Origin of the sequence: Pyxidicoccus caerfyrddinensis (genome assembly GCF_010894405.1) — a bacterium.
Lineage (GTDB): Bacteria > Myxococcota > Myxococcia > Myxococcales > Myxococcaceae > Myxococcus > Myxococcus caerfyrddinensis.
In genome coordinates, this window is record NZ_JAAIYA010000002.1 from 862,611 (window position 1) to 875,343 (window position 12,733).

9 protein-coding genes are annotated in these 12,733 nt (G+C 72.2%); 5 read left to right on the forward strand and 4 right to left on the reverse strand.

Annotated features, from left to right (window positions below):
* The first annotated feature begins 165 nt into the window (after positions 1 to 165).
* A complete protein-coding gene (locus G4D86_RS06995) occupies positions 166 to 1,137 on the forward strand; it encodes an ankyrin repeat domain-containing protein (RefSeq protein ID WP_163990763.1) in 972 nt (323 codons plus the stop codon).
* A gap of 4 nt (positions 1,138 to 1,141) precedes the next feature.
* On the opposite strand, the gene G4D86_RS07000 is transcribed toward G4D86_RS06995, so the two are convergent.
* The 4 genes from G4D86_RS07000 to G4D86_RS07015 form a co-directional block, all read right to left on the reverse strand.
* Positions 1,142 to 4,921 (reverse strand): tetratricopeptide repeat protein, encoded by a 3,780-nt coding sequence (locus G4D86_RS07000; RefSeq protein ID WP_163990765.1) that lies wholly within the window; start codon positions 4,919 to 4,921, stop codon positions 1,142 to 1,144.
* 90 nt (positions 4,922 to 5,011) lie between these two features.
* The gene (locus G4D86_RS07005) at positions 5,012 to 6,907 is read right to left on the reverse strand and encodes a serine/threonine-protein kinase (protein ID WP_163990767.1); all 1,896 of its coding nucleotides are present in this window, start codon (positions 6,905 to 6,907) and stop codon (positions 5,012 to 5,014) included.
* A gap of 102 nt (positions 6,908 to 7,009) precedes the next feature.
* Positions 7,010 to 7,600, reverse strand: a complete 591-nt coding sequence (locus tag G4D86_RS07010) for a GAF domain-containing protein (protein ID WP_163990769.1) — start codon at positions 7,598 to 7,600, stop codon at positions 7,010 to 7,012.
* 310 nt (positions 7,601 to 7,910) lie between these two features.
* Entirely contained in the window at positions 7,911 to 8,165 is a 255-nt protein-coding gene (locus G4D86_RS07015) for a hypothetical protein (protein ID WP_163990771.1), read from the reverse strand.
* Between the two features lie 299 nt (positions 8,166 to 8,464).
* On the opposite strand from G4D86_RS07015, the gene G4D86_RS07020 reads away from it, so the two are divergent.
* From G4D86_RS07020 to G4D86_RS07035, 4 genes are all read left to right on the forward strand, one after another.
* Positions 8,465 to 8,926 (forward strand): hypothetical protein, encoded by a 462-nt coding sequence (locus G4D86_RS07020; protein ID WP_163990773.1) that lies wholly within the window; start codon positions 8,465 to 8,467, stop codon positions 8,924 to 8,926.
* A 69-nt stretch (positions 8,927 to 8,995) separates the two neighbouring features.
* Complete coding sequence (locus G4D86_RS07025; protein WP_163990775.1) at positions 8,996 to 10,429, forward strand: sensor histidine kinase; 1,434 nt, start codon at positions 8,996 to 8,998, stop codon at positions 10,427 to 10,429.
* A complete protein-coding gene (locus tag G4D86_RS07030) occupies positions 10,426 to 11,769 on the forward strand; it encodes a sigma-54-dependent transcriptional regulator (RefSeq protein ID WP_163990778.1) in 1,344 nt (447 codons plus the stop codon). The genes G4D86_RS07025 and G4D86_RS07030 overlap by 4 nt, the downstream gene beginning before the upstream one ends.
* A 2-nt stretch (positions 11,770 to 11,771) precedes the next feature.
* Complete coding sequence (locus G4D86_RS07035; RefSeq protein ID WP_163990780.1) at positions 11,772 to 12,305, forward strand: hypothetical protein; 534 nt, start codon at positions 11,772 to 11,774, stop codon at positions 12,303 to 12,305.
* Positions 12,306 to 12,733 lie beyond the last annotated feature (428 nt).

Sequence of the window (12,733 nt, forward strand, 5' to 3'; positions counted from 1 at the left end):
GTCATCTCCGTTGGGTGCGGAACATTCTCCGCGCCAGGGGGTGAGGGGGAGCCCCGGTCCCTGGTCTGAAACAAGAGACGGCCGCTGGACGCTTCTATTCAGGCGGAACTCGAAGTGTTGCCTGCCTACTGTTGCAAGACTGGGAATTCAGAAGAAACTCACGGCATGTACCTCGTTGCCGCCGTGGTGGCCCTGGTGGTCCTGTCGCTGCTCGTTCGCCGCGTCCTCCGTTCGCGCGGGGACCTGCTGGCCGCCATCCGGCAGGGGAATGCCGCGCGGGTGGAGGCGCTGCTGCGCAGGAAGCCGGCGGCGCTCACCGCCGCCCGCGAGTCCGTGCGCGGCCCGCTCCAGGCCGCCGCGTCCCGGGGCAGCCGCGACATCGTCGAGTTGCTGCTGGCGCGTGGGGTGGACCCGGCCGGCATCGACGGCTGGGGGCAGAGCGCGCTGCACGTGGCGGCGCTGCACGGCCATGTGGACCTGGTGCGCCGCTTCCTGGAGCTCGGGGTGGACGTGAATCAGCGAGCGCGGCGGGCCACCTCGGACAAGGTGCCGGCCCGGCCCGGCGCCACCTGCCTGCACTTCGCCTGCGGCGCCGGGCAGCTCGCCGTGCTGGAGGTGCTGCTGGAGAAGGGCGCCGCCTGGGACGCGGTGGACGAGCGGGAGCTCACGGGGCTGCACGAGGTGGCCGCGCGCTCCGGCTCGGTGGAGGTGGCGCGGCGGCTGCTGGAATTGGGCTGCGCGGTGGATGCGCTGGACTGCCTGGGGCAGACCCCGCTGATGCTGGCGCTGGCCTACAAGCGCACCGCGCTGGCGTCGCTGCTGGTGGCCCACGGTGCCAGCCCGCACGTCCGGGGACCGCTGGAGTTCACCCCGCTGCACCTGGCGGCGCTGCGCGGCCTGGAGGACCTGGTGTCCGCGCTGCTGGCCGCGGGCGCGAATCCGCTCGCCGCGAACGACCTGGGCCAGAAGCCCGTGGACGTGGCCCGTGCCGAGGGGCACGCGGCCGTCGCGTCCCTCCTGGAGGAGGCGGGGGGCCGGGCGACGGTGACGTCCGTCGTGCCGGAGTCCGGCACCGGGGCCGGGGCCGAGGACGTGGCGGTGGAAGCCCCGCCGCGTCCCCGGACGTCCGAGGGCTGACCGCCTACTGCTTCACCAGCACCAACTCGCGCGTCTGGATGAGGTCCACGTCGCCGGTGAAGCCGGAGAACTGCTCGTACTGCTTCGGCGGGACGCGGGTGCGGGGAACGCGTAGCGACTCGTTGATGGTGAGGGTGTTGCCCTCCTGCTTCTCCGCGCGGGTGAACTTGCCGAAGGGGCTGTCCACGTTGAGCGACGCCTGCGGGTCCGCCAGCTTCCAGCCGCCCGGCAGCTCCAGCGTCACCTGCGTGCGGCTGGCCTCGGTGTTGTCGATGAAGAGCGGCGTGGTGCGCGTGCTCAGCTGCACGTAGCGGCGGCCGAGCTGCGCGGGGAAGGTGAGGGGCCCCAGCGCCATCCGCTTGTCACCCTCCTGCCGGCCGAAGCGCGGCACGGTGAACTCGTAGTGCAGCACGAAGGGCGCGCCCACCTGCTCCTCGTGCTCCAGCTTCACGCCGGACAGTGACGCCCCGCCGAAGTACCGCGCCACCGCGCCCTGCAGCGCCTGGTTACGGCTCTCCGCCGACAGCTGGCTGAAGGCCTCGGCAATCTGCGCGGCCTCGAACCCGGAATAGACTTCCTCACCCTTGCCGGTGAGCTGCCCGTCCGCGGCCAGCTTCAGGCTCAGCCGCACCTCCTTGCCGGGCGCCTCCTTCATCGGCGGCGTCGCCACCTTCTCCAGCGGCTTGCCGGGCTGCGGCAGCAGGTACGCCTCGCGCCCGCCCATGGCCGGCTCCGGCAGCTCGCCGAAGGGACCGAAGCGCACCGACGTGTCCACCCACACCGGCTCGCTGCCCGGCAGGTCCACGCGGATCGCGGCGAACGGCAGCAGGCTGTCCTGCGGGAAGAGGTAGGGCGCCGGGTCCGTGTTGAAGGTGCGGATGGCCACCACCCGCGCCGGAATCCCCAGCACGTCCAGCCCGGCCTTCATCACCATCAGCCGGCTGCCCCGGTCCTGCGCCACCGTGGACGGCGCGGACTGGCCCAGCCCCGAGTCCCGCCCGGAGAAGCGCTGCATCGCCGCCGCGTGCAGCGCCTTCACCGCCTCCAGGCCCTGCTTCCCCTCGGCCGCCTTGCGCGCGAAGGCCTCCACTTCCGCCGTGCGCAGCCACCGGTCCTGGAACACGTCGCCGTAGACGCGCACCAGCCCGTCGTTGCCCGTGGCCCCGGCGCCCACCAGCACGAAGGGCAGGTACTCGTTGGAGGACGGCGGCGAGTCCGGCTCGGCGATGAACGGCGGCACCCGGCGTGCCTCGTAGTGGAAGACCTCCACGTCGCCCTCCACCTTCGGCGCGGGCGCCTTCATCCCGTGCGCGTCCACCTTCATGCCGACGCCCTTGGGCGCCACGACGGTGTACGTCGTCCACGCGTTCGGCTGGTTGGCAATCTGGAAGTAGAACGCGGACGCGGTGAAGCCCGGCTGCGCGGGGCCGCGGGGCCCTTCGGCCAGCAGGTACTCCACCTCGATGTAGTCACCCACCTGCACGCCCGGCAGGCTCACCGTGTCCTTGCCCTCGATGTTCTCCGGCTCCAGGACGCGGCCGTCCGCCTTCAGTGTGCGCAGCGCCAGCACCTGCGCGCCGCGCGGCACGGTGACCTCGGCGATGTCCTGTATGCCGGACTGCTCCAGCGCCTTCTGCACCGTGTGGATGCGGTTGACGAGGCTGCCGTCCGGGTAGACGCGCACCGCCGCCGCGTCCAGCACGAAGGCGGACACGCTGCCACCGGAGATGGGCTCCGCCTCGTACGCGCGGATGGCCTCGCGCCCGTCGATGGCTTGGTCCTGCAGCACCTCGCGGCCCGTCTTCGCCCGCTCCACCGCGCGGCGCAGGGACAGGTCATCACCCTCCATGGCCAGCGCCTTCTCGCGCAGCGCCAGCGCGTCGGCCGGCTGGCCCGCGTACTCGCGCACGTCCGCCATGCGCTTCACCAGGTCCGCGTTGCGCGGCCACACCTTCGCCAGCTCGCGCAGTACCGCGGTGGCGTCGTCGTAGCGGCGCAGGGCCACGTAGAGGTTGGCCAGCGAGGTGCCGGTGCTCACGCTGGCCGGGTCCCTGGCCAGCAGGTCCACGTACAGCTTCGCCGCGGCCTCCATGTCGCCCCGGGTGCGCGCGTGCTCCGCCTGCCGCACCACCATGCCGGGGCAGCCGCGCTGCGCCTCCACCAGCGTGTCCCCGCGCTCCACCGCGTCGCGCCGGCGCGCCAGGCTGTACTGGAGTCCCAGCGCCTCACACAGGCCCGGCTGCGCATCCAGCGCGGCCTGCAGCGACTCCTCCGCCAGCGACTCCACGTCCAGCGCCAGCGCCGCGCGCGCCCGCGTCAGCGACACGAGGTACGCGGGTGGGCCCTTCGTCGCGTCCACCGCCTTCAGCGTCTCCAGCGCCGCGGCCGGCTGGCCGTCATCCAGGAAGAGGTCCGCGCGCACCAGCATCGCGGACACGTTGCCCGGGTCCTTCGCCAGCACCGTCTCCAAATCGCGCGTGGCCCGGCCGCGCGCCACCTTGGTGGGCACGGTGCGGTCCACGGTGGCCAGCTCCGCGCGCAGCGCCAGCAGGGCCGGCGTGTTGGCCTCCACCGCCGCCATCAGCCGCCGCGAGCCGTCCGCGTCCCGCCCCATGCCGTCGCGCACCGCGAGCACGGTGGCGAGCAAATCTCCCGCTTCTCCCTCCAGCGCCGCCTTCAGTGACTCCGCCGTGGGGTAGACGCCCGGCGTCTCCTCGGAGGCTTCCGGCCCCTGGCCCCACGGCTGCGGCGCGGGCCCGGTGGCGGCGGTGAAGCGCACGCCGGAGGGACGCCCGTCCACGCGCAGCAGGGAGAAGGTGAGCACGCCGGAGGTGCCGGCCTTGAGCTGGCGGATGAGGAAGCGGTGCTTGCCCGCGGGCAGGTCCACCGTGCGCGCGGTGACGGTGGAGGAGGCGCGCTCAAAGCCCCGGCGCTCCAGGAGCGGCGCTCCGTCCAGCAGCACCTGGTGCGACGTGCCGCTCACCGAGCGCACCACGTAGGCGCCGGGCTCCGTGACTTCCGCGTCGAAGGCCAGCAGGTACAGGTCGCCCTCGCCGGGCTCGCCGCCCAGGTCCAGCCGCCCGTCCGGCGCGCGCAGCGTGCGCAGGGGGAGTGGACCGAAGGCGCCGGTGAAGGGGCCCGCCAGCGAGCCGCTCTTTCGCACCGGGTCTTCTTCCTCCCACGACAGCACGTGGAAGGGGGAGAAGGGGCCCACGAGGGACGCCTCGCCCACGCCGCCCAATTCGCGCAGCGCCGCGTCCCGCGCCTTCGCGTCGCCCCGCACCACCTGCACGGACAGGCGGGCGCCGCGCAGCAGGAATGCGGCCTCGCCCGTCGCGCCCGCCGCCAGCGCCCGGTCCACGCCTTGGAGGATGTCGTCGTCCAGCGCCTTCGACGTGCCCACCGAGTCCAGCACGTAGCGCGCGGCGAACACCGCCAGCGGGTGCTGGGGCGAGCGCGCCGCCAATTCCAGCGCGGCCGTCAGCGCCCGGTCCGTGCGGCCCGCGCGCCGGGCCATGAGGTGCTGCCCGGCCAGCGCGTACGCGTCCCCCGCGTCCTTCGCCACGGCCGCGTCGAAGCGCTGCTGCGCCAGCACGGCGTCACTCGCGACCAGGTACGCGTGGAAGCCCGCGAGCGCGAGCGTGCGCGCCTCGTCGGTGCCCTTCTGGGCCCGCTCGGCGGCGGACTCGAGGATGTGCGGGGTGACGGAAGAGGAGGAGCGGGGGCAGCCCGTGAGGGCTGCGAGGACTGCGAGCGCGGCGAGACCGCTTCGGAAGGTGCGCATAGGAGGGCCGAAGGGATAATGCAATCCCTCGTGGGTGGCCATATTCCCCTGCGCTGGGATGTCCGTTGCGGGCGGTTGGCCCGCGACCGACTACCGCCGCTTGCCGCCCTTGGGGGGCGCCTTGACGGGCTGCTTCCTGGGCGGCGGGGGCGGCGGTGTCACCTTCTTGGGCGTCACGGCCTTGGCCGGCACCGTGGTGGCCGCCACCGTCCGCACCACGGGCGCGGGGACCGGCGGCACCGGGGCCGTCGTCCCCGGAGGGGGCGCCTGCCGCACGATATAGGTGAACCCCTCGGCGCGGCACGTGCCCTCGATGCAGCCGAAGGCAGGCACCGGCGCGCCGGCGGAGCGCTCCCCCCCGCCCAGGCCGCGCTCCGGCCCGTCGCCGAAGTGCTCCATCCACCCCGGCCCCAGGTCGAGCGGCTCGGCGATGGCGCGCTGGTCCTTACCGCGGCCCACGTACGCCTGGAGGATGCCGTCCGCGTCCACCTTGATTTCCAGTGCCGCCTCGCCCTCGGGGGAGGCCAGGCCCAGCATGGTGCCGCGGCGCTCGCCCAGCGCCCACTCCAGCCGCAGCGGTTCGCCAGCGCCGTTGTGGACCAGCGCCACGTAGCGGCCCTTGCTGCCCAGCAGGAGCAGCGCGGCCACCGGGTCCGGCGGAGGCCCGAAGGCCATGGCGCGTGCGCGGCGCTCCCACGTGAGGGGCGGGGCCTCGGCGCGCACGCGGGCGCTGAGCGAGGCGATGTCGCCGTCCATCCCCACCACGTCCACCCGGGCGAGGCCCGCGCGCGACTGCCCGTCCTCCGGTGGGAAGACGAGCGCCTTCTCCTCGAACGCCACCGCACGGCCGGCCACCAGCAGCGACGGCTCGTCCGGCCCGTCACCCACCGACACCGTGCGCTTCTCCTGGCCCGTCTCCAGGCGCCCCGTCCCGGTGCGCGGCGACTGGGGACCCAGCTCCCCGGTGAGGGCAGAGCCCGGCTGCATCTGCACGGGCCGCTCGGTGGTGCGCAGCCAGGCCACGCCCAGCACGCCGAGCGCCGCGAGCACCGTCAGCACCTCCGCCGTCTGCCGCGTGCGGCGCAGCACCTTGCGCACGCCCTGGCGGAAGCGCTGCATGCGCGTCTGCTTCATCGGCAAGAGCGACGGCAGGCTGCCGGGCACCAGCACTTCCAGGTCCGCGATGAGCGCCGTCACCGACGGGTAGCGGTCATCCGGGTCCGGCTTGAGGCACCGGGTGACGATGTTGTCCAGCCGCACATCCAGCCCCGGCTTGCGCCGCGAGGGCGGGTCGAACGTCCCCAGCGGCACCTCGCCGGTGAGCCACTCGTAGAGCATGACGCCCAGCGAGAAGATGTCCGCGCGCGCGTCCGCGTTCTTCGCGTCCACGCGCTGCTCGGGCGCCATGTATGACAGCGTGCCCATGGACACGTGCGTGGACGTGAGCGCGTAGCGCGAGGAGGGACTGGCGTCCGCGAGGAACGAGGCCAGCCCGAAGTCCGACACCTTGGCGATGCCGCCGGCCTGCTGGTCCAGCAGGATGTTCTCCGGCTTCAAGTCGCGGTGGATGACGCCGCGGCCGTGCGCGTACTCGATGGCCCGGCAGATTTCGAGCATCCGCCGCAGCGCGCCCACCACGTCCAGCTCCGGCGCGCGGATCAGCTCGCGCAGCGACGGGCCGTCCACGAACTCCATCACCAGGTAGTAGGTGGTGTCCGTCTTGCCCTTGTCGACGATGGAGACGATGTGCGGGTGGCTCAGCGCGGCCAGCGCGGCGGCTTCCTTCTGGAAGCGCGCGATGAAGGACGGGTCCTTCGCCAGCTCCGGGTTGAGCAGCTTGACTGCCACCGTGCGGCCCAACGAGAGCTGGGTGGCCTTGTGTACCTCGCCCATGCCTCCGCTACCGACGAGCTTCTCGAGGTGGTAGCCGCTGATGAGGTCCGGAATGCGTGGCCGGCTGATCGCGGTGGGGTCGATTGAGGACATGGCGGTGAGCGAGGGGCCGCCAGGGTAGCAGAAACGCGAGGACGTACTATGCGGTCGTCACGGGTCGCTGCTGCCCCCCCAGGCAGGCGACCTGCGCGGCCGTCAGTGTCCGGAGACCGGGGTGCGGTTGATGGCCTGGCGCAGGCTGTTGCGGACCTGGTCCAGCGACGAGCGCATCTGCCCGTGGCGCACCGACGCGGCCACCGCGCGCGACAGCGACTTGAGGAGGCTGATGTCCTCCGGCCTCCAGGCGCGGGGACGCTGGCAGTCCTCGAAACCCACCACACCCCACCACTGCTGCCGTGAGGGGTGGATGGGGCACAGCAGCACCGACTGCGTGCCCTGGCGCTCCAGCAGGTCCTTCATCATCGGCGGCGCGTCGCGCGTGGGGCAGGCCACCACCATGCCCGCCTCCAGCATGTCCACCCAGCCCGGCGCGAAGTCCCGGAAGGAGAAGGCGCGCAGCACCGGGTTGGCCAGCGGCGACGGGGTGGGAGCCTCCGCCCAGGCGTGGCGCATGTCGGTGATGAAGCGGCCGTACGTGCCGTGGACGCGGTTCTCGAAGATGTAGGCCCGGTCCACGCCGAGCGCGTGGCCCACCATGCGGAGCGCCTCCCCACCGGTGGCCGCGCCCAGGCCCTTGTCCAGGAGCAGCTTCGAGGCTTCTGACACCTTCGCGAAGGCTTCAATCATCGGAGGGGGGCTTTCTTGAATGAGGGGGGGAGCAGCGAGTTCCGTCACTATCCGGAACGGTCTGTCATTCACTGAAGTCACATTAAGCAGGATTCCTTTGTTTCTGTCAAATCTCAGACTCACTGAATGACGCAACCTTGCGCTGAGAAAAATGACCCGGGCGGGGCGAATCAGACTCCTCACCCTTCCCGCAGTGCGTGCCCGCGCCGACGCGTGGACCGGGTGATGTCGGACCCGGAAAAAAGACAACGGGGGCGCCTCCCTTGGAGAGGCACCCCCGCAGTTGCTTCTGGAACTGGGAATACTGGAATTACTTGGTGTCGGCGGCGGTCTCCGTCTTGGGAGCCGCCTTCTTGCCGGACTTCTTCGCGGGCTTGGCCTCGGGCTTCGCCTCGGCCTTGGCCTCGGCGGCGGGCGCGGGCTCGGCCTTCATCTCGGCGGCGGGAGCGGCCTCGGCGGGCTTGGCCTCGACGGCGGCCGGCTTCGTCTCCGCGGCGGCCGGAGCGGGGGTGTTGGCAAACGCGGTGGCGGCGGCGAGGAGGGCGGCGGCGAACACGGTCTTCATGGAAAGCTCCGTTGGGGGGACGACGCTGGATTGCGTCGGGTTGGTGCCTGTCCCTTGAGCAGCCGGCGTGCCAGGGCCCCGCCCAGAGGGAAGCGCTCCTGCAAGCGGCATTTCGTTGGGGAGAAACTCCACGGTTGGCGGACCAACAGTGGGGGCCTGCTCCCCAGGCGAGCACATGTCGCTTTGACGACACCGGAGCAGTTGAGCAAGCTGCAACCGCTACCCGGTGGCATCGCGGGTGGCAGGCCCGGGCCTCACGCCGCGCATGCCGCGCGGCCGCGGCGCGGGAGAGACGGTGTATGCGGTCCCTGCGGCTCGTGACGGCGGTGGCATTGCTGGGAGGAGGATGTGCGGGAATTCCCCCCGCGCAGCTCGAGGCCCAGGTGCTGGAAGCAGAGCGCTGGCGGCGCGAGTACGAGGCGGAGCGCGAGCGGACCGAGGCCCTGGCGATGCGGATGGCCGCGCTGGAGTCCTCGCTGGAGCGGCTGTCGCTGGAGCGCGCCGAGGCGGAGCAGGGGCGCGCGGCGGTGCTGGAGGAGCTGGTGCGCACGGAGGCGGACCGGCACGCGCTGGAGGAGCACAACGCGCAGCTGCTGGCGCTGGAGCGGCAGCTCAACGAGCTGAAGGAACTGAAGGAGATGCACGAGGAGCTGTCGGACGTCTGGTACGAGTCCGCGCTGGAGCGCGCCCGGCGCCGCATGCAGCCCCCGCAGCAGTCCGGCACCTCGCCGCAGGACGGCGGCAAGACGGGCACTCCGTAGGCTCGGTAGAAGTGAAGGACGGACGGGCCCCGCGACGCGGGCGCCGCCGTGTTAGAGGAATCATCCCCCGTGAGCTCCCGCACGCCCATCCGCGGCTACCGCGCCGGCTTCTTCTTCGTGGTGGTGCTGCTGTCCGCCGTCACCTCCTTCACGCTGTGGACGGAGGTGCGCACGGGCTGGCAGGTGGACGCGCTGGTGCAGGAGGCGCTGGAGCGCGCGGGCCTCATCGGTCGCATCCGTGTGGACGCGCTGTCGCTGGAGTCCGCGATTGAGGCGCACATCCGCGCCACGGACGACGCCGAGCGCGGCGCGGCGGACGCGGTGATGGAGGAAATCCTCGGCGACATCCGCGCCTCGTCGGAGGCGTACACGCGCAACCTGCCCCCGGGCGAGAAGGCGGTGTGGCAGCGCTTCAACGCCGGCTGTCAGGGATTGGCGGACCAGGTGCGCGCGGCGGCGGTGCTGTCGCAGCGCCGGGAGGCGGACCGGGCGCGGCGCCACCTGGCCGAGCGCATCCGCCCGCTGGCCGCCCAGCTGGACACGCTGGCCGGCACGCTGGCCCAGGAGAACACGGACCAGGCGCGCGAGCTGGTGGGCCGGCTCGCGGACCTGCGCGTGCGCAACACCGCCCTGGGCGCGAGCGCCACGCTGCTGGCGCTGCTCTTGTCCCTGGCGGTGGGCTGGCACATCACCTCGCTGCTCAAGCGCCAGGACGCCACGATTCAGGGGCAACTGGAGGAGCTGGGCAGGCACAACCAGGAATTGGACGCGTTCACCCGGCGCGTGGCGCACGACCTCATCTCCCCGCTGGCGCCGCTCAAGGGCTACCTCACGCTCATCCGCCGCACGGGCGCGGTGAAGGACGCGGGGGCGCTGGAGATGCTGGCGCAGTGCGAGTCCAGCGCGGTGCGCATGGGCGAGCTGATTGAAGCGCTGCTGCGCTTCTGCCGCGCGGGCACGCGGGGCGAGCGCACGGTGGGCGAGCTGGACACGGCCGTCACCACGGTGCTGCTGGAGGTGGCGCAGACGGCGGCGGCGCAGGGCGTGGCGCTGGAGCGCGACTTGTCGCCGGGCGTGGCGGTGGACTGCCCGGGGCAGTTGCTGCAGGTGAGCGCGCGCAACCTCCTGACGAACGCGGTGAAGTACACGGCGGGCCGGGCGGAGCCGAAGGTGCGGGTGCGGGTGTCCACCGAGGGCGAGGAGGCGGTGCTGGAGGTGGAGGACAACGGCATCGGCATGGCGCCGGCGACGGTGGCCTCACTGTTCCAGCCCTTCTTCCGCGCGCCGGAGGTGCGGGCCCTGCCGGGCCATGGGCTGGGGCTCGTCACGACGAAGCGCGTGGTGGAGGCGCACGGCGGCACGCTGGCGGTGCGCTCGGAAGAGGGGAGGGGCACGCGGGTGGTGGTGCGCTTTCCTCGCGTGGTGCGCCCGGTGGCGGCGGGTGGCATCGGTGAGTCGCAGGTGGCCTCCGCCGCTTCCGCAATGCGCAAGGTCGGCACATGAGCTCAACCCGCATCCTCGTGGTGGACGATGACCCCCAGGCTCGTGACCTGCTCCAGCGGCTGCTGGGCACGCTGGGGACGGTGACGCAGGCGCCGGACCCGAAGCGCGCGGCGGAGCGACTGGCGGAGGGGTCGTTCGACCTGGTGATGACGGACATGGCCATGCCCGAGCCGGGGGATGGATTGAAAGTCCTGCAGGCGGTGAAGACGCACCTGCCGGACACGCCGGTCATCGTGGTGACGGCCTTCGGCAACATCGAGGGTGCGCTGGACAGCATCCAGCAGGGCGCGTTCGACTACCTGGCGAAGCCGTTCGACGTGGACGCGATTCTGCGCGTGGCGCGGCGGGCGCTGGAGCAGAAGCGGTTGGTGGAGGAGAACCGCTCGCTGCGGCAGCAGGTGGAGCGCACCTCGCTGGTGCTGGTGGGACGGAGCCCCGCGCTGCTGGAGGTCTACAAGCACGTGGCGCGCGCGGCGGCGAGCAACGTGCCGGTGCTGATTACGGGCGAGACGGGGACGGGGAAGGAGATGGTGGCGCGGGCGCTGCACAAGCGCTCGCCGCGCGCGAGCGGGCCGTTCATCCCGGTGGACTGTGGAGCGATTACCGAGTCGCTGATGGAGAGCGAGCTGTTCGGCCACGCGAAGGGCAGCTTCACGGGCGCCTCGGGCGCGCGGCGGGGCGTCTTCGAGGAGGCGAGCGGCGGGACGCTCTTCCTGGACGAGATTGGCGACGTGGGGATGAAGGTGCAGTCGCAGCTCCTGCGCGTCCTGCAGGAGGGCGAGATTCGCCGCGTGGGCGAGAGCATCCCGGTGAAGGTGGACGTGCGGGTGGTGGCGGCGACGAACAAGGACTTGAAGGCGCGCGTGGTGGAGGGGCTGTTCCGCGAGGACCTGCTGTACCGGCTGGACGTGGTGCACCTGCACCTGCCGCCGCTGCGCGAGCGGCGCGAGGACGTGCCGGCGCTGGTGGAGCACTTCGCGGCGAGGCACGCGCGGGGTGGGGTGCGGCCGGTGGTGACGCCGGAGGCGATGACTCGGCTGACGGGCTACGACTGGCCGGGCAACGTGCGGCAGCTGGAGAACGTGGTGGCGCGGGCGCTGGCGCTGAACGTGACGGGCGTGCTCGGGCCGCAGGACTTCCCGGAGCCGATTGGCGACGCGACGCAGAAGCTCACGGGACTGGCGGGCGACATGCCGAGCCTCGCGGAGCTGTCGCGCCGGTACGCGGCGCACGTGCTCCAGCACGTGGGTGGGAACAAGAGCGAGGCGGCGCGGCTGCTCGATGTGGACCGCAAGACGCTCTACAAGCTGCTGGAGTCAGAGGGCGGGGCGGAGTCGTAGCCGTGCGCCTTGCCTTCGTGCTGGTGCTCCTGTCGCTGAGTGCCTGCTCCCGGTGCGCACCGGCGGTGGTGCCGCAGTATGGCCCGCCCGAGCCGGAGGAGGGCATCCACGCCTGGTACGACGCGACGGGTGGTGAGACGCAGCACTCGCTGACGCTCGGAGTGGTGCCTGCTCCTCTGGGCCTGGAGATCCCCGACCGCTGGGTGGAGGTGAGCTTCTCCCAGCCGGGACGCACCGCCCGGACGCGGCCCGCGCGGGTGTGGCTCACCGTGGAGGACCGCTCGGAGTCCGAGTGGAGTGAGCGCACCTCGGTGGCGCTGGTGCTCGACGGGCGGCGCGTGCCGCTGAAGGGCGCCGCGTACGAGGCGCAGGGGACGAAGGTGGGGAGCATCCAGACGCTCACCGTCGAGGTCGACGTCACGCTGGTGGACCGCGTGGCGCGTGCGCATACGGCGGCGGTGCAAGTCTCAGGCGTCTCGCACCCGCTCGAGCCCGCGCAGCAGGGCCTCCTACGAGAGTTCGTCGCGACGCCCTGACCGGCAGGGCTGGGACTTGGCTGACCCGGGCTCACGCCACGGGGCTTCGGCTTGCGCCGCACCGGGCGGGTCGTTCACAGTCATGGTGCGTCACTCATGGAGTGGCGACCTGGGGGCCTAGCTGGTGCACGTGAAGCGCAACTCCCGCAAACACCTGCCGCTCGAAAGCATCACTGAGCTGTGGGATGCGGCTGTGGCGTGCAATCTCTTCGAGGAGGGCACGCAGCGCTCGCTCCTCGCTGGTCTTGAGCCGGCGCTCATCAGTCGCCTTCCCACTGCCCCCCGGCTCGACGCACGGCTTCTAAACGACCGATCACGATTCTCGAACGGTCTCATGCTGCGCGTCGAGCGGGGCCGGCGCGCAGCAGCGGGCTCGCGGTCTGCTGCGCGTTGCGAGCTTCCAGGTAGGCATCCACCTCGGCCATGAG

What these genes read in the sequence shown, in the direction of transcription:
- G4D86_RS06995 (WP_163990763.1), top strand. Translation starts at nt 166, where the DNA reads ATGTACCTCGTTGCCGCCGTGGTGGCCCTGGTGGTCCTGTCGCTGCTC.
- G4D86_RS07030 (WP_163990778.1), top strand. Translation starts at nt 10,426, where the DNA reads ATGAGCTCAACCCGCATCCTCGTGGTGGACGATGACCCCCAGGCTCGT.
- G4D86_RS07000 (WP_163990765.1), bottom strand. Translation starts at nt 4,921, where the DNA reads ATGCGCACCTTCCGAAGCGGTCTCGCCGCGCTCGCAGTCCTCGCAGCC.
- G4D86_RS07020 (WP_163990773.1), top strand. Translation starts at nt 8,465, where the DNA reads ATGCGGTCCCTGCGGCTCGTGACGGCGGTGGCATTGCTGGGAGGAGGA.
- G4D86_RS07010 (WP_163990769.1), bottom strand. Translation starts at nt 7,600, where the DNA reads ATGATTGAAGCCTTCGCGAAGGTGTCAGAAGCCTCGAAGCTGCTCCTG.
- G4D86_RS07005 (WP_163990767.1), bottom strand. Translation starts at nt 6,907, where the DNA reads ATGTCCTCAATCGACCCCACCGCGATCAGCCGGCCACGCATTCCGGAC.
- G4D86_RS07015 (WP_163990771.1), bottom strand. Translation starts at nt 8,165, where the DNA reads ATGAAGACCGTGTTCGCCGCCGCCCTCCTCGCCGCCGCCACCGCGTTT.